This window comes from Sneathiella litorea (assembly GCF_009882915.1).
Taxonomy (GTDB): Bacteria; Pseudomonadota; Alphaproteobacteria; order Sneathiellales; family Sneathiellaceae; genus Sneathiella; species Sneathiella litorea.
In genome coordinates, this window is sequence record NZ_WTUW01000009.1 from 223,290 (window position 1) to 241,133 (window position 17,844).

General features: G+C 56.1%; 23 protein-coding genes. 14 read left to right on the forward strand and 9 right to left on the reverse strand.

Annotation, left to right across the window (positions count from 1 at the left end; all coding sequences use genetic code 11):
* Positions 1-154 precede the first annotated feature (154 nt).
* From GQE98_RS15010 to GQE98_RS15020, 3 genes are all read right to left on the reverse strand, one after another.
* The gene (locus tag GQE98_RS15010) at positions 155-1,528 is read right to left on the reverse strand and encodes a TRAP transporter large permease (RefSeq protein WP_161316529.1); all 1,374 of its coding nucleotides are present in this window, start codon (positions 1,526-1,528) and stop codon (positions 155-157) included.
* A gap of 3 nt (positions 1,529-1,531) precedes the next feature.
* Positions 1,532-2,212 carry a TRAP transporter small permease gene (locus GQE98_RS15015; protein ID WP_161316530.1) on the reverse strand — a complete coding sequence of 227 codons (681 nt, stop codon included), beginning with the start codon at positions 2,210-2,212 and terminating at the stop codon, positions 1,532-1,534.
* Between the two features lie 74 nt (positions 2,213-2,286).
* Positions 2,287-3,291, reverse strand: coding sequence for a TRAP transporter substrate-binding protein (locus tag GQE98_RS15020; protein WP_202526333.1), 1,005 nt, complete (start codon positions 3,289-3,291; stop codon positions 2,287-2,289).
* A gap of 193 nt (positions 3,292-3,484) precedes the next feature.
* On the opposite strand from GQE98_RS15020, the gene GQE98_RS15025 reads away from it, so the two are divergent.
* From GQE98_RS15025 to GQE98_RS15045, 5 genes are all read left to right on the forward strand, one after another.
* A complete protein-coding gene (locus tag GQE98_RS15025) occupies positions 3,485-3,958 on the forward strand; it encodes a GNAT family N-acetyltransferase (RefSeq protein WP_161316531.1) in 474 nt (157 codons plus the stop codon).
* Between the two features lie 54 nt (positions 3,959-4,012).
* A complete protein-coding gene (locus tag GQE98_RS15030; protein WP_161316532.1) occupies positions 4,013-5,167 on the forward strand; it encodes an acyl-CoA dehydrogenase family protein in 1,155 nt (384 codons plus the stop codon).
* 14 nt (positions 5,168-5,181) lie between these two features.
* Positions 5,182-5,640: an SRPBCC family protein gene (locus tag GQE98_RS15035; RefSeq protein WP_161316533.1), complete on the forward strand. Its 459-nt coding sequence runs from the start codon at positions 5,182-5,184 to the stop codon at positions 5,638-5,640.
* A gap of 80 nt (positions 5,641-5,720) precedes the next feature.
* Positions 5,721-7,004: a chromate efflux transporter gene (chrA, locus tag GQE98_RS15040; RefSeq protein WP_161316534.1), complete on the forward strand. Its 1,284-nt coding sequence runs from the start codon at positions 5,721-5,723 to the stop codon at positions 7,002-7,004.
* Positions 7,005-7,118: 114 nt separating this feature from the next.
* Positions 7,119-8,303, forward strand: a complete 1,185-nt coding sequence (locus GQE98_RS15045) for a YHYH protein (RefSeq protein ID WP_161316535.1) — start codon at positions 7,119-7,121, stop codon at positions 8,301-8,303.
* Between the two features lie 69 nt (positions 8,304-8,372).
* Here the strand turns inward: GQE98_RS15045 and GQE98_RS15050 are convergent, their stop codons facing one another.
* Both GQE98_RS15050 and GQE98_RS15055 read right to left on the reverse strand, forming a co-directional pair.
* Positions 8,373-9,254, reverse strand: a complete 882-nt coding sequence (locus GQE98_RS15050; RefSeq protein WP_161316536.1) for an ABC transporter substrate-binding protein — start codon at positions 9,252-9,254, stop codon at positions 8,373-8,375.
* 70 nt (positions 9,255-9,324) lie between these two features.
* Complete coding sequence (locus GQE98_RS15055; protein ID WP_202526334.1) at positions 9,325-9,696, reverse strand: winged helix-turn-helix transcriptional regulator; 372 nt, start codon at positions 9,694-9,696, stop codon at positions 9,325-9,327.
* Between the two features lie 127 nt (positions 9,697-9,823).
* Between GQE98_RS15055 and GQE98_RS15060 the strand changes: the two genes are divergently transcribed.
* The 5 genes from GQE98_RS15060 to GQE98_RS15080 all read left to right on the forward strand — a co-directional run bounded on the left by GQE98_RS15060 (position 9,824) and on the right by GQE98_RS15080 (position 12,477).
* The gene (locus tag GQE98_RS15060; protein WP_161316537.1) at positions 9,824-10,411 is read left to right on the forward strand and encodes a flavodoxin family protein; all 588 of its coding nucleotides are present in this window, start codon (positions 9,824-9,826) and stop codon (positions 10,409-10,411) included.
* A 131-nt stretch (positions 10,412-10,542) separates the two neighbouring features.
* Entirely contained in the window at positions 10,543-11,271 is a 729-nt protein-coding gene (locus GQE98_RS15065) for an NYN domain-containing protein (protein WP_161316538.1), read from the forward strand.
* 114 nt (positions 11,272-11,385) lie between these two features.
* Positions 11,386-11,712 (forward strand): ArsR/SmtB family transcription factor, encoded by a 327-nt coding sequence (locus GQE98_RS15070; RefSeq protein WP_161316539.1) that lies wholly within the window; start codon positions 11,386-11,388, stop codon positions 11,710-11,712.
* Positions 11,709-12,140, forward strand: a complete 432-nt coding sequence (locus tag GQE98_RS15075; protein WP_161316540.1) for an SRPBCC family protein — start codon at positions 11,709-11,711, stop codon at positions 12,138-12,140. The genes GQE98_RS15070 and GQE98_RS15075 overlap by 4 nt, the downstream gene beginning before the upstream one ends.
* A gap of 25 nt (positions 12,141-12,165) precedes the next feature.
* Positions 12,166-12,477, forward strand: coding sequence for a YciI family protein (locus tag GQE98_RS15080; protein WP_161316541.1), 312 nt, complete (start codon positions 12,166-12,168; stop codon positions 12,475-12,477).
* Positions 12,478-12,543: 66 nt separating this feature from the next.
* On the opposite strand, the gene GQE98_RS15085 is transcribed toward GQE98_RS15080, so the two are convergent.
* From GQE98_RS15085 to GQE98_RS15100, 4 genes are all read right to left on the reverse strand, one after another.
* Positions 12,544-13,392 carry a DMT family transporter gene (locus GQE98_RS15085; protein WP_161316542.1) on the reverse strand — a complete coding sequence of 283 codons (849 nt, stop codon included), beginning with the start codon at positions 13,390-13,392 and terminating at the stop codon, positions 12,544-12,546.
* 36 nt (positions 13,393-13,428) lie between these two features.
* Positions 13,429-13,590 (reverse strand): nuclear transport factor 2-like protein, encoded by a 162-nt coding sequence (locus GQE98_RS15090; RefSeq protein WP_161316543.1) that lies wholly within the window; start codon positions 13,588-13,590, stop codon positions 13,429-13,431.
* 75 nt (positions 13,591-13,665) lie between these two features.
* Positions 13,666-13,998 carry a YegP family protein gene (locus tag GQE98_RS15095; RefSeq protein WP_161316544.1) on the reverse strand — a complete coding sequence of 111 codons (333 nt, stop codon included), beginning with the start codon at positions 13,996-13,998 and terminating at the stop codon, positions 13,666-13,668.
* 95 nt (positions 13,999-14,093) lie between these two features.
* On the reverse strand, positions 14,094-14,558 hold the full coding sequence (locus GQE98_RS15100; protein WP_161316545.1) for an MAPEG family protein: 465 nt from the start codon (positions 14,556-14,558) through the stop codon (positions 14,094-14,096).
* A gap of 147 nt (positions 14,559-14,705) precedes the next feature.
* Between GQE98_RS15100 and GQE98_RS15105 the strand changes: the two genes are divergently transcribed.
* The 4 genes from GQE98_RS15105 to GQE98_RS15120 all read left to right on the forward strand — a co-directional run bounded on the left by GQE98_RS15105 (position 14,706) and on the right by GQE98_RS15120 (position 17,831).
* The gene (locus tag GQE98_RS15105) at positions 14,706-16,208 is read left to right on the forward strand and encodes a flavin-containing monooxygenase (RefSeq protein ID WP_161316546.1); all 1,503 of its coding nucleotides are present in this window, start codon (positions 14,706-14,708) and stop codon (positions 16,206-16,208) included.
* A 117-nt stretch (positions 16,209-16,325) separates the two neighbouring features.
* Entirely contained in the window at positions 16,326-16,505 is a 180-nt protein-coding gene (locus GQE98_RS15110) for a hypothetical protein (RefSeq protein ID WP_161316547.1), read from the forward strand.
* A gap of 232 nt (positions 16,506-16,737) precedes the next feature.
* Positions 16,738-17,301, forward strand: coding sequence for a helix-hairpin-helix domain-containing protein (locus GQE98_RS15115; protein WP_161316548.1), 564 nt, complete (start codon positions 16,738-16,740; stop codon positions 17,299-17,301).
* Positions 17,302-17,402: 101 nt separating this feature from the next.
* Positions 17,403-17,831: a GFA family protein gene (locus GQE98_RS15120; RefSeq protein ID WP_161316549.1), complete on the forward strand. Its 429-nt coding sequence runs from the start codon at positions 17,403-17,405 to the stop codon at positions 17,829-17,831.
* Positions 17,832-17,844: the final 13 nt, after the last annotated feature.

Sequence of the window (17,844 nt, forward strand, 5' to 3'; positions counted from 1 at the left end):
TCGAAAAAATTCGCAAACAGTTTCGACAAACTTGGCAAAAAAACGGTCTAACCTCCTATATCTTGGGGGATTTGGGAGTTATCCACACAACCGGAGAGGGCGTTAAATCCTTTATCAGGGTCGCAAGATAGTCCGGATCGGGGGTTAGCCAACCCTATTTTATGACGAGTTCAGGCCCCATGAAGGTTGTCGGCAACCAAGTAGAGAGGAACGGGATATAGGTCACCATGATCAGGAACACGAACAGGATTCCGAGCCAGGGCAAGGCCGCCTTGACGACCCGCATAATCGGCATCCCCGCAATCCCCGAGGTGACAAAGAGGTTCAGCCCGACCGGCGGGGTGATCATCCCGATTTCCATATTCACCACCATGATGATCCCGAGATGAATGGGGTTGATCCCAAGCTCCATCGCGATCGGGAAGACCAGCGGCGCAACAATCACGATGAGGCCCGACGGCTCCATGAACTGGCCACCAACCAGCAGGATCACATTGACGATGATCAGGAACACCCACCAGTTAAAACCCGCATCCAGCATCGCACCGGCAATCTGCTGCGGGATCTGCTCGTCCGTCAGCACATGCTTCAGGATCAACGCGTTGGCGATGATGAACATCAGGGTAACGGTGAGCTTGCCCGCCTCGAACAGGGTGTCGCGTGTATCCTTGTGAAAGAACACGGTGATCAGCGCCTGGGGTTTGCGCCAAAGGGGGATCGAGTCCTGCCCCTCCCGATGCAGCGGGCCCATGTCACAATAGATGAAATTGGCGATCAGGAAGGCATAAACTGACGCCACCGCCGCTGCTTCCGTTGGTGTAAAGACACCGCCATAGATGCCGCCAAGGATAATCACGATCAGGAACAGCCCCCACCCCGCGTCACGCGCGGCAGAAAAGACCTCTCTCCAACCCCGCCAGACGCCCTTCGGTAACCCCTTGTATTTCGCGGTAACATAAATGCCGACCATCAACATGAATCCCGCAAGCAGCCCGGGGATCACACCAGCAAGGAACATGCGCCCGACCGACACATCCGTCGCCGCGGCATAGACAACCATCACGATGGAGGGCGGGATGAGGATCCCCAGTGTTCCCGCATTACAGATAATCCCGGCCGCGAATTCCTTCTTGTAGCCAACCTGCGTCATCCCGGCGATCACGATGGAGCCGATGGCAACCACCGTCGCGGGGCTGGAACCCGAGAGTGCGGCGAACATCATGCAGGCGAACACTCCGGCAATGGCCAGCCCGCCACTGAAATGTCCGACAATGGCGATCGAGAAGCGGATAATGCGCTTCGCAACGCCGCCCGTGGACATAAAGCTGGAGGCGAGAATAAAGAACGGGATCGCCAGCAGGGTGTAATGCCCGGCCATGGCCTCATAAAATGTCTGGGCGACGGAGGCAAGCGAACTGTCCGATGCGGACAACAGAAAAACAATTGAGGTCAACCCCAGCGCAATGGCGATGGGAACGCCAAGAACCAGAAGAACAATGATAATGGCGAAAAGCAGGGCTATTTCCATCGACTATTTCTCCTGGCTCGCTTTGGCAGCGGCTTCCTCGACTGCGTCCTCGGCCTCATGACTGACAATCAGCAGGCCCTGTTTACCCGAATAGACAGCCCACCCGGCCTGCAAAAAACGAAACAGCAGCAGCCCCATGCCAAGGGGCAGCATGACATAGGGGATCAGGCGGGGAATTTTCTCATACCGCTCCCCATCATTGAACCAGTCGGCCATGAACTGAAATATTTCGGGCATGAAGACATCATTGGTTTCATACCAGCCCTTGGCGAGGAACTTTTCCTGAAATCCGGTCGGGAACCAGCGCCCGGTGGTGGCCGGCAGGTTAGCGAAGTTGGCCCAGAAATCCCATCCCCCCTTCAGCAGGAGGAAGGCGTAAGTAATACAAAGCACGACAGCGATCAGGGTGCAGATCTTTCGCGCTCTCGCCGGGAGAAGATTGACCACGGCATCGACGCCCAGATGTGCCGTCATCTTGACGCAATAGCTGATGCCCAGAAGAACAAGCCACGCGAACAGGATTGAGGTAACTTCCAGCCCCCAGAGGATATTGGAATTGAAGACATAACGGGCCACCACATTGGCGAAAGTGACCAGGGTCATCAGACCCAGCGTAATGGCGAGCAACGTCTCTTCGAGCGTATCAACAACGGTTCGCGCTCTCTGTGGAGTGTGTCCCGACATGGCTCCCCTTCCCTTAGCCGCTATGTAAATAGAGGCTGGCGCGGCTCCCTACACCGCGCCAGCGGACTACCAACCTAGTTGGTCATATTGAACTTCTGCGCCTCGGCGATATTGTCGGCACCAACATCAGCCTCGAACTGGCTCCAGACGGGCTTCATCGCTTCAACCCATTCCTGCCGCTGTTCCGGTGTCAGGGAGCGGACAACGCCACCGGCGGTAATGATCGCCTGCTTGGCTTCCTCATTGACCTTGGTGGATTCCGCATTCCGGGTCTCTGTCACTTCATCAATGATGGTCCTGAGCTGAGTGCGGACATCATCCGGCAGGCCTTCCCAGAACTCGGTAGAGGTGACGAGAAGATAGTCGATCACGCCGTGGTTGGTTTCAGTTGTACCATCCTGAACCTCAAAGAATTTCTGGCCATAGATATTCGACCAGGTGTTTTCCTGTCCGTCCACGGTTCCCTGCTGCAGGGCCCCATAAACTTCGGAGAAGGCCATTTTCTGGGGGTTCGCACCCAAGGCATCCATCTGCGCGACCAGCACGTCAGAAGACTGCACCCGGAACTTGAGACCCTTCGCATCGGTTGGCGACACCAGCGGCTTGCTGGCCGAGAACTGCTTCATGCCGTTATGCCAGAAGGCAAGGCCCAAAAGTCCGCGCTTGGTCATGCTTTCCTTCATCGCCTGACCGGTGTCAGAATTCTGGAAGGCATCCACCGCGTTAATGTCCTTGAACATGAACGGCAGGTCGAAGATACGGAACTGCTTGGTGAATTGCTCGAACTTGGAAAGTGACGGCGCGGCAAGCTGGACATCGCCGTTCAGCAATGCTTCCAACACCTTGTCGTCATTATAAAGGGTTGAGTTTGGATAAACTTCCATGCAGGCCTTGCCTTGCATCTCGTCATTTACCCGTTGTTGAAGAAGGCTACCGGCAATTCCCTTGGGATGCTTGTCAGTGTTCGTCACATGACTGAACTTGATAACAATTTCACCCGGTTCACAGGCCGCATAGGCTGCGGAACCGGAGGCCATCAACACGGCTGTCGCAGCCGCAACCATTAATGCTTTACGCATAATTATCTATTCCTCCCGAAAATATGAATATCATTAAGCTAATTGCGCCTTAACAGCGTCTTGAAGGCCATTATAGTCCTTCTCTAGTATTTTCCACTAATTTTTATTATTTGCAACAGAAACTTAGCGGACCTAATTTGCATTCTGACGCGACAATCCAGCGTCTGGGCAACGCCAGATCGAGGAAGGCGGAATGAGTGAGATAACCATTCGAAAATTTGCGACAGAAGATATTGCATCCACCGCACAGCTCTTTTTCAAGAGTATTCACCGCGGAGCGGCCAGCCATTACACAAAGGAACAACGCGACGCCTGGGCCCCGGAGATCCCGACTCCCGAGGACTGGCAGAAGCGTCTCGCTGATGCCGCCACCTGGATTGCGGAAGCCGGAGGAAAGACAATCGGCTTCATGAGCCTGTGCCCGAACGGCTATCTGGATTTGGCGTTTGTCCACCCCGACTGGATTGGCAAGGGGGTCGCCGCGCGGCTCTATGAGGTATTGGAAGCCTATGCGCGGACCTCCGGGATAACGGCTCTCGACAGCGATGCCAGCCTCCTCGCCCGTCCCTTTTTGGCACGGCAGGGTTGGGAGGTCATCGCGGAACAACACCCTGTACGGCATGGCGTACCCTTAACGAACTTTCGTATGAAAAAGAAGCTTAACTGATCGCGCTTACTCCGCTATAGTGAGAAAAATCAATAATAAGAACGGGAAGTTACCATGGATTTACCTCTCACAGCCCTCGAAGAAGGCATGCTTGCCCGCGCGGTTGACTTTGCCCAAAGCGAGGTCGCGCCAAATGCGCAAAAATGGGAGGATGAGCGCCGCCAGCCGATCGAGACATTGCAGGCGGCATCCCTTGCCGGGCTCGCAGGGCTAGAGGTGCCGGAACATCTTGGTGGCTTTGGCGGCCGCTTTCGCCTGAAAGCCCGGATCGCCGAGGAGGTCGCACGAGACTGCTTCGCCTTTTCCTTCTCCCTGATCAATCATATGGGACTGGCCGGCAAAATCGCCCGCGACGCACCCGAAGAAATCGCCAAGAAATATCTGCCCGAAATGCTGGCCGGGGAGGCTATCGGCTGCACGGCGCTGTCCGAACCGGACGCGGGTAGCGATTTTGCCGCGATTACAACGGTTGCGAAAAAAGTCGAGGGCGGCTGGGTTATCAACGGGGAAAAAGCCTGGATCACCAATGCAGCCCATGCGAACCTGATGTTCCTTTATGCGCAGACGGATCCGGCGGCGGGCTGGCGCGGTGTGGCGGGCTTCCTTATCGACGCGCGGGAGGATGGCGTGACGCGCGTGCCGCCATTCGAGATTATGGGCGGCCATACCATCGGCACCGGCGGCTTTGCCCTCAAGGATCATTTCGTGCCCGATAACCGGATGATGAGCGCGCCGGGGGATGGCTTCAAGGCAGCAATGAACAGTGTTAATGCCGCACGAACCTATGTCGCCACCATGTGCTGCGGCATGACCGAGGCGGCAATTGATCTCGCGGCCAGCCATGCGAGCGAGCGGGCCGCCTTTGGGGGCCATATCGCCGACTTCCAGGGGCTCCGCTGGCGGCTTGCCGATGCCCAGACGGAGGTGGAGGCCGCGCGCCTTCTCGCCTATCGCGCCGTTCTCGCGGTAGAGAATGGCACAAACGCCGAGTTACCCGCCGCCCATGCCAAGAAATATGCTGCCAGAATGGCTGATGAACAGCTCTCTCGCTGCATGCAGGTGATGGGCGCGGCGGGGCTCAAACGCGCCTATTCGATCGGTCGGCAGATTGCCTGCGCGCGCATCGCCAACTATGTCGATGGCACGACCGAAATCCAGAATGAACGGATCGCCCGTGCCCTTTTCAGTAAAAATAAGAAGAATAAGTAAAAAGGAAATTCTCAATGGTCGAAACACACTCCTTCAAGCGTAGCCATAGTATCTTAATCAGCGCTCCTGCGGGGAACGTTCTTGACTATGTCTGCAACCCCAACAGCTGGCCCGAATGGCTCGCGGCCTCGCACAAGATCGACAGTCCTGATCGCCCCTTGCGCAAGGACGACACCTTTGTCGAGGAATGGCACACGAGAAGTGGCCCGGCACAGCTAAACTGGGTGGTGACCGAGTGTGAACCGCCTCACCTTTGGGTCGGGGAAACCCAGACAGACTTTATCGGGACGATCATTGTCCGCTATGACGTTAAGGAGGAAGGGGATCAGGTCCGCTTCACCCGTACCATGATCAACCCGGCCCGGCCGAAACCGCCAACCCAGGACCAGATCAACCGGCTGAACAAGGAAGCCGATATCGCACTCGCTAATATCAAGAAGAATGTCGAGGCCCGCATCGCGAAAGCTTCATAATTTTCCGATTGACAGTCGTCCCGGCTGTTGCGTCTATCTGTGATGACTTTTCATAGGCGCAGCAACCGGGCTTTTCTTTCATGAATAGTAAGGCGACCCATAAACCGGACGGAAACGAGCTTTTCTCAGCCTTTGGCCGGATTGGCCTCCTGTCGTTCGGCGGGCCAGCGGCGCAGATTGCCCTGATGCACCGGGTGCTGGTTGAGGAAAAAGGCTGGTTGAGCGAGAAACAGTTCCTTAACGCGCTTAGCTTCTGCATGTTGCTGCCCGGGCCGGAGGCGATGCAGCTCGCGACCTATTCCGGATGGCGTCTTCACGGGATCCTCGGCGGGCTGATCGCGGGCTTGCTGTTCGTCCTGCCGGGCGCTGCCGTCATCCTCGTCCTTGGCAGTATCTACGCCTTCTATGGATCAGTGCCGCTGGTCAGCAGCCTCTTCCTCGGGATCAAGGCCGCGGTGGTCATCATCGTGATTGAGGCATTGCTGAAGGTTGCGAAACGAGCGTTGAAAGGGGTAACACCCTGGGTCATCGGCGCGCTTGCCTTTATCGGGATATTCTTCCTTGAACTGCCGTTTCCGCTGATTGTCCTGCTTTCCGCGCTTTACGGCTTTTTCCGGAAAGGCGACACGCAGCCTCGGGAGGCGATGCCCCTGCCCGCCGGCCGGTCCCTGTTAAAAACCTCTCTCTGGATCGGATTCTGGCTGGTTGTCTGGTGGCTACCGGTATTGCTGATCGGCGCCTTTGCGGGTGTGCCGATCCTGACCGAGATTGCGCTGTTCTTCTCCAAGCTCGCGGTGGTGACCTTCGGCGGCGCCTATGCGGTGCTCGCCTATATGGCGCAGGATGTGGTCAACCAGTTCGGCTGGCTGAGTGCGGGCGAGATGATGGACGGCCTCGGCCTTGCGGAAACGACGCCCGGCCCGCTTATTCTCGTGACGGAATTCGTCGGCTTCCTCGCTGCCTTTTATGAGGGCGGCTTCCTGCTGGGGCTCGCGGGTGCGGCGCTCACCCTCTGGGTAACCTTTGTCCCCTGCTTCCTCTGGATCTTTACCGGCGCGCCCTACATCGACTGGATCTCTCATCAGCCGCGGTTGGAGCGCGCGCTGAACGGCATAACGGCGGCGGTCGTGGGCGTCATCCTCAACCTCTCCATCTGGTTCGCGCTGCATGTCTTCTTCACCGAGGTGACGAAAGAGGAACTCGGCCCGATCACGCTCTGGCAGCCGACCCTTGAGACGTTCGATGGGAAGGTGCTGATCCTCGCCGCGATTGCCGCCGTGCTGCTGCTCTACCGCCATTGGTCGATCACCCCGGTCCTGCTGGTCTGCGCCGTCGGCGGTTTCCTCCTCGATTATATGGCATGAGATATTTCTTTCACAGAATGCGACGGAATTGATCCGCCTGTTCGTTTGTAGGACAGGTAATTAAATTACCACACAATCTATTCACAATTCCCCATCCGATTGGATAACTCGCCAATGAAATCATTCATCAGACAGGCCCTTTCTCTTGGGTCACTCGCACTTGTTTTCGCGCCTCAAATTGCCTTTGCCCACGGACTTTCCGAGGGTGTAACCAAATCCGCTCTTGTCGAACCGGCACAGATCGTTGACTGCACCCTTACCGATGGCAGCGCTGCCCAATGCACGAGGTTGGTTGTCAGTTATCTGCCGGACGATCTCGAAATCGGCCCTTTTTGCCCCGCAACTATCGATGAAGAAGGCGGAATCTGGGAATGGACGGGCGAAAATGCGGGTCTCTATCGGGTGAACAAGGAATATTTCCAGATGCTCGACAGACTCGGTTATCGTTTCTATGACGATGATGGCACCGTGCATATCGCAGATATTGCTAAAGCCCAGCCAGTCGACGATCACGCCTGCATCAATGTTGCCCTCGATGAAACGGTGACCATGACCATGCTGATCCCGGTCAACCCGGTTATGGCGGAAGAGCCCACACCCCTCGGTGTGGTGTCAAAGGTCGGCGTCGCGCTTGACGGGGTTCCCATCTTCTCTGATGCCCCCAGCATTCAGCACACTGGCCATATGCCCGCCCTCGATACCTGTGGCGGCCATGTCGATCCCGGTGGGTGGTACCACTGGCACGCCACCTCGACCGATATCGAAACCGTGTTCAAGAAAGAGAATGTTGCCGCAGACTGTGCATTACCGCAGGATTCAAGCGCCAAGTTCGGATACGCCTTTGATGGTTACGCCATCTATGGCAGCACAGACCCGGACGGCTCGACCCCTACCGATCTTGATGCGTGCCGGGGTCATGTGGGCGTCACCGAAGAAGGCCATGAAGCCGCCTATCACTATCACGCAACGGACGAGTTTCCGAACCTTCCCAAATGCCTTGTTGGCTTGGTAGCACAGGACAATTTCAAGACTACGGCGCAGGCCGGGATCGGGGCGGAACCGGATCCTGACACCGAAATCACACGGAATGAACCTCCGCGTCCGGGAAATGGCATGGGTCAACTCCCTCCGGGATTTGAAGAGGCTGCCCATAAACTTGATGTATCTGTTGAGGAATTGATGAAAGCGCTGGACGGTTCAAGAGGACAGCGTCCCGATCTGAAGGCGGCTGCCGCCCGCCTCGGGGTGAGCGAAGAACGCCTGCGAGCGGTTCTGCCTCCGCCTCCTCCCGGACGCTAACAGCGACCTAAAAGGCACCCTCCCCCGTTCTGACCTGAGTGTCAGGGCGGGAGTTGCAATGCCAAATCATTAAGGCGGCAGGCTGCAAATCGCGCCATAAGGATAACGCTCCTTGAGGAGGCCATTATAGGCGAAGATATCCATGGTCGCTTCATAGGCGCTCTCAGTTATTTCCACATGCGGCGTCCAGCAGCCGAGCTTCTGGTATGTGGCAATACAGGCTGCCAATGCCGCTTCATCAATATCCGGGAAATAGCTCTTCTCCGCCTTTGCGATTTCGGCGGCGGGCGTCTCGTTCATATAGGCCCGCGTCTTGCGATAGGCGCGCATGAAGGCTCGCGCCATGTCGCTCTCCAGCCAGTCCTTTCGCGCCGCAAGGCTTGAAAAGCCGCACGGACCGATCTGTTTTCCAACCTGCGCCACGATATGGCCGATACCCTCCGCCTCCAGTTGCTGCGGGAACGGGCCCTGTTGTTGCACATATTGGCCTTGTCCTTCCCGGAAGGCCTTGTCCATGGCCGCTGCGCCGCCGACATTAATCACCTTGATCTTGTCATAGTCTATCCCGGCCTTGTAACAGGCGTATTTAAACATCACCAGCGGCTGACCACCGCCGAAGAGGACAACTTCCGCCCCTTCCAGTTTTTTCCAGCTAAAATCCGGGTCCGGTTCCCGCGCGGTCAGGAAGAAGCCGTCCATCTCGTTGATCTGCGCAAAGTGGGTGGTTGTCAGCGTCTCCCCGCGGGCGAGCGCGTTAAATCCCTGACTGAGCGCCGACTGCACCACATGGGCGCTGCCATCCTTCAAGGCATCAATCGCGGTGGCGCCGGGCGCCGAGACAGACCATTTAGGCGCCAGCCCCTCTTCCTTCAGGAAACCGCCGGACATAGTCGAAATCAAAGGCGAGTAAAAGGCAGAAAAAAGCGTGAACTGGATATTGATCTGTTCCATAATCTGTGTCCCCCTGTTTATCTTTCGCACCCTGCGGCGGCGATTGTTTTGAGGCAGGCTAACACGCGTTTTATTCGGCGGCAATTACCTCTGAGTCCGATTTACCCTGCTTTTCCCTGTCTTCCGCGTCCCAGCGAAGCGCGACCTTGTTCAGACCCTGCAATACGTCATGCAGTTCTGCCCCCCGCTCTGTCAGGGAATAATAAACCGTCGGCGGCACGGTTGGCTGATAATCACGATGGACAAGGCCGGAGGCTTCCAGCTTGCGCAAGCGGTCCGTCAGCACCTTGGCCGAGATATCCGGGATAAGCGCCGACAACTGACCAAAGCGCAAACTCTCCTCATTGGAAAGCAGCCACAGGATATAGGGCGTCCAGGGGCCCATGATCTGGCCCAGAATGCTTTCCATCGGGCATTGATTGGGGTTGTGTGTTGGGGCCATCGAAATTTTCTCCGATTTTTCTCAATACTTACCAAAAGGTAACTACTTGCAAAAAGAAAGTAAAGCCTTTATGTGCCAGTTATCGCAAAAATTCTTACTCGAGTTTACAATTCTACAGGATTTCAAAATGACCAAAATCGCAATTCTCTACTTCAGTGGCTACGGCCACACCGCCAAGCAGGCCGAAGCCGTCAAAGAAGGCGCCGCGCGCGTCAACAGCGCCACCGTCACAGACATTCAGATCTCTGAAAACGGCGAACTGAACGATGCCGAGTGGGACGTCCTTAAAGACGCCGACGCCATCATCTACGGCAGCCCCACATATATGGGCGGGCCTGCGTGGCAGTTCAAGAAAGTCGCCGACGCCAGTTCGAAACCCTGGTACGCCTCCGTCTGGAAGGACAAGATCGCGGGCGGCTTTACCAATTCAGCTTCGGTCAACGGTGATAAAGGTTCAACGATCAATTACTTCTTCACCCTGTCGCAGCAGCATGGCCAGATCTGGGTTGGAACGGGCCTGCTTCCATCCAACCAGAAACAGCATGGCCCGGACGATGTGAACTGGACAGCAGGCTTTGCCGGGGCATTGGCGATTTCACCCTCCGACGCGAGCCCGGAAGAAGGCCCTCGCTCCGGTGATCTGGAAACCGCCCGGCTCTACGGGGAACGCATCGCGCAATATGCGGTCAAGACCAGACAGGCCCTCGCCGCCTGATTTACCTCGCTCCTGGAAAGCGGTCGCCGGTTTACACTGGCGGCCGTTTTTTATTTGAAGCCGGTTGTATATTTCCCTGACATGCGACATTGTCGGGATTAGAAATCCCCTTCATGTAAAAAGGTTTGAAGATGTCCGAAACCCGCTCCCCCCGCCTTGCTGTCCTGATTGATGCCGATAACGCCTCGTCCAAGATCGCCGATGGCCTGTTCGAGGAAATCGCCAAGATCGGCGAAGCCAGCGTGCGGCGGATTTACGGCGATTTTTCGCATCCTCGCTCGAAAAGCTGGGCCGAGATCCTGTCCAAGCATGCCATCATGCCGCATCAGCAGTTCGCCTATACGACGGGCAAGAACGCCTCCGACATCGCGCTGGTGATCGATGCCATGGACTTGCTCCACAGTGGCCGCTTCGACGGTTTCTGCCTGGTCTCTTCGGACAGCGACTTCACCGCCCTCGCCGCCCGCATCCGCGAACAGGGAACCGACGTCTATGGCTTTGGCGAACAGAAAACGCCGGAAAGCTTTCGTCAGGCCTGCCGCCGCTTCATCTATACGGAGAACCTGCGCGGCGTCGCCGAGGAAAGCCCGAAAGGCGGCGGCACCCCGAAAAAATCGCTGGAGCAGCTCTCGAAGGCCACCCAGCAGATCAAGAAGGCCATTGCCGAGCTTGACAGCGATGACGGCTGGTTCGCGCTCGGCCATGTGGGCAACCAACTCCTCAACCTCAACTCCGACTTTGATTCCCGAAACTATGGCGTCCCAAAACTGAGCGATCTTGTCCGCAAGACCGGCGCCTTCGATGTCGAGCAACCGAAAGGCCGCGCCATGCGCATCCGCCTGAAAACAAACGGGAAATAGGAACAACTCTCCCCTGCCTGACAGCGCGGCCCTTTCCGGTCGGCAAACTTCCTGTTGACTCTTTTTGTTTTTCTAATATGTTAATTAACATTATTGTTAAATTAAAGAGACGCCATGTCCAACTTATCAAGTACATTTGCCGCGCTCGGCGATGCCACCCGCTTCGCCATTGTCGAGAAACTCCTGCAGGAGGGAGAGCTTCCCGCCGGTGAGCTGCGGTCCGTGGGGCAGATTTCCGCCCCCGCCATCTCGCGGCATTTGAAAGTTCTGCGCAAGGCGGGCGTTGTCGAACAGCGCATCGATGCCCAGCGCCGGCTTTATTCTGTTCGTCCGGAAGCCGTGCAGGCCATCGGGTCCTGGTCGATGAGCTACCGCGAGTTCTGGCAGAAGAGCCTCGACCGGCTTGAAATGGCCCTTAATCAGGAAATGAGGAAGAAATGAGCACCTTAAAAATGGAACGAACCTTTTCCGCAGATCCCGCAACCGTCTTCTCCTTCCTTACCCAGCCGCAGAATATTCTGAAATGGTGGGGACCGGAGGGGATGACCGTGCCGGAACATAATCTCGATTTTTCCAAGCCCGGCAAATGGATGTCGGTGATGGTCAATGCGGAGGGTGGCCGTTACAAGGTCACCGGCGAGGTGATCAAGGTTGACCCGCCCCGTTCTGTCGAACTTACCTGGGGCTGGCATGACGAAAATGACTCGCGCGGCCATGAAAGTCATGTGCGGCTGGAAGTCGAACCGAGCGACACCGGCGGCGCGGTGTTCCGCCTGATTCATTCTGACCTGCCCGATGACGAAAGCGCCGCAAACCACGAGCAGGGCTGGACATCGGCGTTGAACAAACTGGAACGACTCTTGAGCTAACTATTATCAACAGAAGGAGGAGAAAATGCCAAAATTCGTATTTGCCTATCACGGCGGCGGAAAGCCCGAGACTGAGGAAGAAGGCGCGAAGGCCATGGCCGCCTGGGGTGCCTGGATGGAAAAGCATGGCAAGGATCTCGTTGATCCGGGAAATCCTGTCGGCATGTCCAAGACCGTGACCGCCAACGGCGTTGAGAATAACGGCGGCAGTAATCCCCTGTCCGGCTACAGCCTTGTCAAGGCATCCGATATGGACGCGGCCCTTGCGATCGCGAAAGGCTGCCCGATCCTCCATCATGGCGGAACCGTGGAGGTCGTCGAGGCCATAGATATGTAATGATGCCGTTGTGGCGACCTAAAAAAGCCGGACAGAGTGATATCTATCCGGCTTTTCCATGCCGGGTCAGCTCCGGTTTATCTTCAGCAACACCACGCCGAACAGGGTCATGAAGGTGGCGGCAAGCTTCATCAGGCTTAGCCGTTCCTTCAGGAAGAAGACCCCGAACAGCAGCGCGAAAATGATGCTGGTCTCCCGCACCGCCGCGACAAGAGCGATCGGCGCAACTGTCATCGCCCAGATCACCGACCAGTAGGCGACGAGGCTCATCAGGCCCATCAATGTGGCGGTTTTCCAGACGCGGGCAATCTGCGGCAGGGCCTGCGATTTCCGTGTCATCAGGACGTAGGCGATAAAGGGAATCCCCTCCAGACCCATCATCCAGGCGGTATAGCTGTGGGCGCTGCCGGCAAGGCGCGCACCAATCCCGTCGGTCAGGGTATAGGCCGCGATAAACAGCCCGGTCCCAAGCGCGAAGAAGACGGCCCAGGGGTTCCAGAGATTTTGCGCACCGCGCGTCAGCGACAGGCTCATGATCCCAAAGGCCATGATCAGGACGGCGATGACGGCCTGATGGCTTAACACATCCCCGATATAGAGAACCGAAACCAACGCGACGATCAGCGGCGCGGACCCGCGCGCGAGCGGATAGACATGGCTCAAATCCCCAAATTTATAGGCCATCAGCAGAAACAGCGGATACCCGGTATGAAGCAGGACCGACGTCGCGATATAGGGCCAGCTTTCCGGCGCGGGCAGCGGCAGGAATATGGTGGCGCCAAAGGCGACCACCGCGCTTCCCGCCATCATCACCGCCATGAACAGGAAGCGATCGCCGTTCATCTTGACAAAGGCGTTCCATGAAGCGTGCAGCAGCGCTGCCATCAGCACGATCAAGAAAACCGGCAATTCCATCTTATACGCTCCAGAAAATTTACTCGGACGGGTCGTTTAGTGCTGCTCTACCACAGCAAGCCGGTCCAGCGCCATGGCAAAGGCGGCGCTGTCGGGAAAAACCTGATACCCGGCAACGCGGCCATCGCGGATGGTGAAAATATTGCTGACCACCGCCTGCACCCTGCGGCCTGTCGCCTCGATTGTCATCTCTGTCATCTGTTTTCCCAGAATTTTCCAAAAAGAAAGGCCGCGAGGATATTCCTCCGGCCTTTCGCGCTCTATGCGTAAAAATTACGTCTGGTCATCAGTCTTGGCCCCATCTACCGCCCGGCCAACTGCCTTGGCACCCGCTTTCGCGCCACTTTCGTCGGCATAGGCCTGACTGGACAGGATAACCTGCCCGTTCGAGGCTTTCAGGTTGAAGTACCATTTGCCGTTCTTGCCTTCCTTGTATTCGTACCGGCCCTCTTCGGCGGCATTCTTCTTGACGGATTCAATGCCGTTTTCCGCGCTTGCCTTCGCCTTATAGCCTTCCGAGGCGCCGACTGCTTCGCCATTGCCCGCTTTCAGCCGGAAGCGGAATTCCCCGCCCTTGTCTTTGTAAAGCTCGAACTTGCCTGCCATTTATCTTCTCCCTGTAAATAGTCTTTGGAACTTCGATAAAATTATACTGCCCTAATTAAGGCGATCTTCGCAATGACAACTTGATGAAACTTGTCTTAGAAAATCATTACTACCAGTACATGAATCGCCAAATAGATCACGATCACGCTGCCAATGCTGTAGAAAGTCGCGCGCATCTCATGGCTCTGCTTCGTGGCATAGGCAACCGCGTGCAGTAACCGCACAACCACGAAACCATAGAACAGGATCTGTGCCCAAAGCAGGTTTGGGTCTACCGCGACAAACAGAAGGCCGGCAATCAGGAACGCCGGTATATTCTCAAGATCATTGCGATGCATTCGCCGCGACCGGTCCACATAGTCATTGACATCCAGCTGCTCGGGCCGCGGGTTCTTGTTGATTGGGCCGACACGCAAGTCTTCCGGGCTGACGAGGCCGGAATCGCTTTTCGACATTCTGTAAACGGTCATCCATCCCTGCCCCATGATCTTAAGGACCATGAGAGATGCCGCAATGGCATATGCGACGAAAACAGGATTTGCGAGATTAAAACTGTTCATGACCCCTTCTCCCCATAAGGGCAAAATGCCCATCCTATATTCCCATATAAGAGCCCTCACGCGCAATTGACTATTGCGGAGCAGGTTGAGTTCGCTATTCTATTAGCTAATAACGAACAACGCCGAAGGCGATAGGGAGGAGTGACCATGGATGCAGCGGTCGAGAGTGCCCAGGAAACCAAGGGCGAAATCCTTTACTTTGATGTGCTGATTGTTGGCGCTGGCATTTCGGGCATCGACGCGGCCTACCATCTTCAGAAATTCTGCCCGCACAAAAGCTTTGCCGTGCTGGAGACACAAGACACATTCGGCGGCACCTGGGCGACCCATAAATATCCGGGTATCCGCTCGGACAGTGACCTTTTCACCTTCGGCTTCAAGTGGAAGCCTTGGAAGGATGATCCCATTGCAGCGGCGGACAAAATTCTCCGCTATCTCGATGAAAGCCTCGATGAAAATGACCTGCGCCGCCATATCCGCTTTTCCCATGAGGTGAAGACCGCCGTCTGGTCCAGCGAGGAGAAACGCTGGACACTGGAGGTGCTGGATAAGGAAAGCGGCGATATACGGCGTTATGCCTGCAATTTCCTCTGGATGTGCCAGGGCTACTACCGCCATAGCGAGGGGTACATGCCCGACTATCCGGGCAAGAAGGATTTCAAGGGCGAGATTATCCACCCGCAGACATGGCCGGAGGATCTGGACTATAGGGGCAAGAAGGTGATCGTCATTGGCTCCGGCGCGACGGCAGCGACCCTGATCCCCGCGATGGCGGAAGACGCTGGGCATATCACCATGCTGCAACGTTCCCCCACCTATTTTTCCGCCCGCGCCAACCGCGACGAACTGGCGGAAACCCTGCGCGAACTCGACGTGCCGGATGAATGGATACATGAGATTGCGCGGCGCAAGGTCCTTTTCGATCAGAAGGAAATCACCCGACGTTCTTTTGAGGAGCCGGAGAAACTGCGCGAGGATCTGATCAAGGGTGCGAAGAAGTATCTCGGCGACAGCGTGCCGGTTGATCCGCATTTCACGCCGACCTACCGCCCGTGGCGGCAGCGGCTCGCCTTTGTGCCGGATGGGGACCTGTTCCAGGCGATCCGCGATGGCAAGGCGTCGGTCGTCACCGACCAGATCGATCATTTCACGGAAGATGGCATATTGCTCAAGTCGGGCAAGGAGCTAAAAGCCGATATCATCATTTCCGCAACCGGTTTCAATATGAGCGCGCTCGGCGATATCGCCTTCACCATCGACGGCAAGCCGCTCAATTTTGGCGACTGCTGGTCACACCGGGCGATCATGTTCTCGGGCATCCCGAACATGGCCTGGGTCTTCGGCTACCTCCGCACCAGCTGGACCATGCGCTCGGACATGGTGGCGGATTTTGTCTGCCGCCTGATGAAACATATGGCGCAGAAGGGCGCACGCATGGTGGTTCCACAGCTCCGCGAGGAGGACAAGGACATGCCCGAAAAGCCCTTCGTCGATCCGGAGAACTTCAACGCCGGATACCTTACCCGCGCCCTGAAAATCATGCCCAAGCAGGGCGACAAGGACCCCTGGGTTCATACGCAGGATTACTATGTCGACAAGGAAACACTGGCCAATGCCGACCTTGACGACGGGACATTAATCTACAAGTAAGCGGCTCGCCCCAAACGCAGGGATCCTTGACCGGTGTCATAAAACTGTCATATAAAATGTATATACATACGATATGCGTTCGATATACTTATTGCCATGTAAGGAGCAGATGTACCAATGGCAGCAGACAAAAAGCCGAAGAAAAAGGAACGGAAGGACAGCCAGTTGATCATTCGCATCAAGGGCAAGGAACGGGACCAGTTTGTCGAACTCTGTGACGAACTGGATACCAGCGCCGCCCGCGAGGTCCGGCGGTTTATCCGTGACTTTCTGAAGCAACACGCTACGTCGGACTGATTGCCCTGCATTTTCCAATCAATAACCTAGGATAAACGTATCATGGCGAAGAAAGCGAAAATCAAGGACCTGAAGAAAGAAATCAAAAGCCGCAAGGCGAAGATTGTCAAACAGGAAAGCAAGCTGAAGAAGGCGAAAAAAGCCCTCAAGAAAGCTGCCTGACGCCGTTTGAACCCACATTAAGGCCGGCCTTTGCGCCGGCCTTTTTATCCGTGCGAAAAGGATAACGAATATGCTGACAGTATTTGACGTTAAAGGTGTTGGCCCGACGACGGGCACGGGCCTCCTCGATAAAGGAATTACCACCGCCGAGCAGTTGGCCAAGGCCGAGGTTGCCGATCTCCTCTCCGTCCCGGGCATCGGCGAAGCGCGGGCGAAAGTATTGATCAACGCGGCGAAAGCCTCCCTTGTACCCACGCCCGTCTCCAATATCGCGGCGGCGCAGGTCAAGGCACCTGTCCCGAAAACAGCCGCCCCGAAACCGGCCGTCCCTGTCACCGTGATCAAGGGCGCATCTGCGAACACGGATACGGACACGGCCGCGAAACCCGCCAAGGCAAAAGCAAAAAAGGCGGAAAAGACCAAGAAAGCGGACACGGCCGACAAGCCAAAGAAGACCAAGAAAAAGGACAAGAAGAAAGATAAAAAGAAGGACGCCAAGCCCGCCAAGGCGAAAAAAAGCGAAAAGTCCGGAAAGGCCGACAAGCCGAAAAAGAGCAAGAAGGCTAAGAAAGACGCAAAGTCTAAGAAAGACGGCAAATCCAGGAAGAAAGACAAGTGCAGTAAAAAGAAATAGCAGCGACCCTGCCCTAAAGTTGTCGAACAATGGAGATTGTTATTTCACTGCAGGAGGTATAAATTAGGACATTCTAATTATTTAAATTGGAGGGTACTTTGATGGAAAGATCCTATACCGGAACTTGTTTCTGCGGCTCTGTCGAAGTGAAAGTGACAGGCGTGCCGGAAGGAATGGGCTATTGTCACTGCAGCTCCTGCCGCTCCTGGTCGGCGGGCCCCGTTAATGCTTTTACCCTCTGGAAACCCAAGGCCGTCAAGGTCACCAAGGGCGCGGACCACCTTGGCACCTACACCAAGAACCCGAGCAGCGAGCGGCAGTTCTGCAAGCTCTGCGGGGGTCATGTGATGACCAATCATCCGGGAATGGGGCTGGTCGATGTCTATGCGGCAACTATTCCAGACCTGAAATTCGAGCCCGGCGTCCATGTGAATTACGCGGAAACGGTGCTGCATATGAAGGACGGCCTACCGAAACTCAGGGATTTTCCGGCCGAACTTGGCGGCACCGGCGACATGGTTGCAGAGTAACGGAGGATAGCTG

Coding starts and splice junctions, on each gene's coding strand:
- GQE98_RS15010 (WP_161316529.1), bottom strand. CDS start 1,528: ATGGAAATAGCCCTGCTTTTCGCCATTATCATTGTTCTTCTGGTTCTT.
- GQE98_RS15015 (WP_161316530.1), bottom strand. CDS start 2,212: ATGTCGGGACACACTCCACAGAGAGCGCGAACCGTTGTTGATACGCTC.
- GQE98_RS15020 (WP_202526333.1), bottom strand. CDS start 3,291: ATGCGTAAAGCATTAATGGTTGCGGCTGCGACAGCCGTGTTGATGGCC.
- GQE98_RS15025 (WP_161316531.1), top strand. CDS start 3,485: ATGAGTGAGATAACCATTCGAAAATTTGCGACAGAAGATATTGCATCC.
- GQE98_RS15030 (WP_161316532.1), top strand. CDS start 4,013: ATGGATTTACCTCTCACAGCCCTCGAAGAAGGCATGCTTGCCCGCGCG.
- GQE98_RS15035 (WP_161316533.1), top strand. CDS start 5,182: ATGGTCGAAACACACTCCTTCAAGCGTAGCCATAGTATCTTAATCAGC.
- chrA (WP_161316534.1), top strand. CDS start 5,721: ATGAATAGTAAGGCGACCCATAAACCGGACGGAAACGAGCTTTTCTCA.
- GQE98_RS15045 (WP_161316535.1), top strand. CDS start 7,119: ATGAAATCATTCATCAGACAGGCCCTTTCTCTTGGGTCACTCGCACTT.
- GQE98_RS15050 (WP_161316536.1), bottom strand. CDS start 9,254: ATGGAACAGATCAATATCCAGTTCACGCTTTTTTCTGCCTTTTACTCG.
- GQE98_RS15055 (WP_202526334.1), bottom strand. CDS start 9,696: ATGGCCCCAACACACAACCCCAATCAATGCCCGATGGAAAGCATTCTG.
- GQE98_RS15060 (WP_161316537.1), top strand. CDS start 9,824: ATGACCAAAATCGCAATTCTCTACTTCAGTGGCTACGGCCACACCGCC.
- GQE98_RS15065 (WP_161316538.1), top strand. CDS start 10,543: ATGTCCGAAACCCGCTCCCCCCGCCTTGCTGTCCTGATTGATGCCGAT.
- GQE98_RS15070 (WP_161316539.1), top strand. CDS start 11,386: ATGTCCAACTTATCAAGTACATTTGCCGCGCTCGGCGATGCCACCCGC.
- GQE98_RS15075 (WP_161316540.1), top strand. CDS start 11,709: ATGAGCACCTTAAAAATGGAACGAACCTTTTCCGCAGATCCCGCAACC.
- GQE98_RS15080 (WP_161316541.1), top strand. CDS start 12,166: ATGCCAAAATTCGTATTTGCCTATCACGGCGGCGGAAAGCCCGAGACT.
- GQE98_RS15085 (WP_161316542.1), bottom strand. CDS start 13,392: ATGGAATTGCCGGTTTTCTTGATCGTGCTGATGGCAGCGCTGCTGCAC.
- GQE98_RS15090 (WP_161316543.1), bottom strand. CDS start 13,590: ATGACAGAGATGACAATCGAGGCGACAGGCCGCAGGGTGCAGGCGGTG.
- GQE98_RS15095 (WP_161316544.1), bottom strand. CDS start 13,998: ATGGCAGGCAAGTTCGAGCTTTACAAAGACAAGGGCGGGGAATTCCGC.
- GQE98_RS15100 (WP_161316545.1), bottom strand. CDS start 14,558: ATGAACAGTTTTAATCTCGCAAATCCTGTTTTCGTCGCATATGCCATT.
- GQE98_RS15105 (WP_161316546.1), top strand. CDS start 14,706: ATGGATGCAGCGGTCGAGAGTGCCCAGGAAACCAAGGGCGAAATCCTT.
- GQE98_RS15110 (WP_161316547.1), top strand. CDS start 16,326: ATGGCAGCAGACAAAAAGCCGAAGAAAAAGGAACGGAAGGACAGCCAG.
- GQE98_RS15115 (WP_161316548.1), top strand. CDS start 16,738: ATGCTGACAGTATTTGACGTTAAAGGTGTTGGCCCGACGACGGGCACG.
- GQE98_RS15120 (WP_161316549.1), top strand. CDS start 17,403: ATGGAAAGATCCTATACCGGAACTTGTTTCTGCGGCTCTGTCGAAGTG.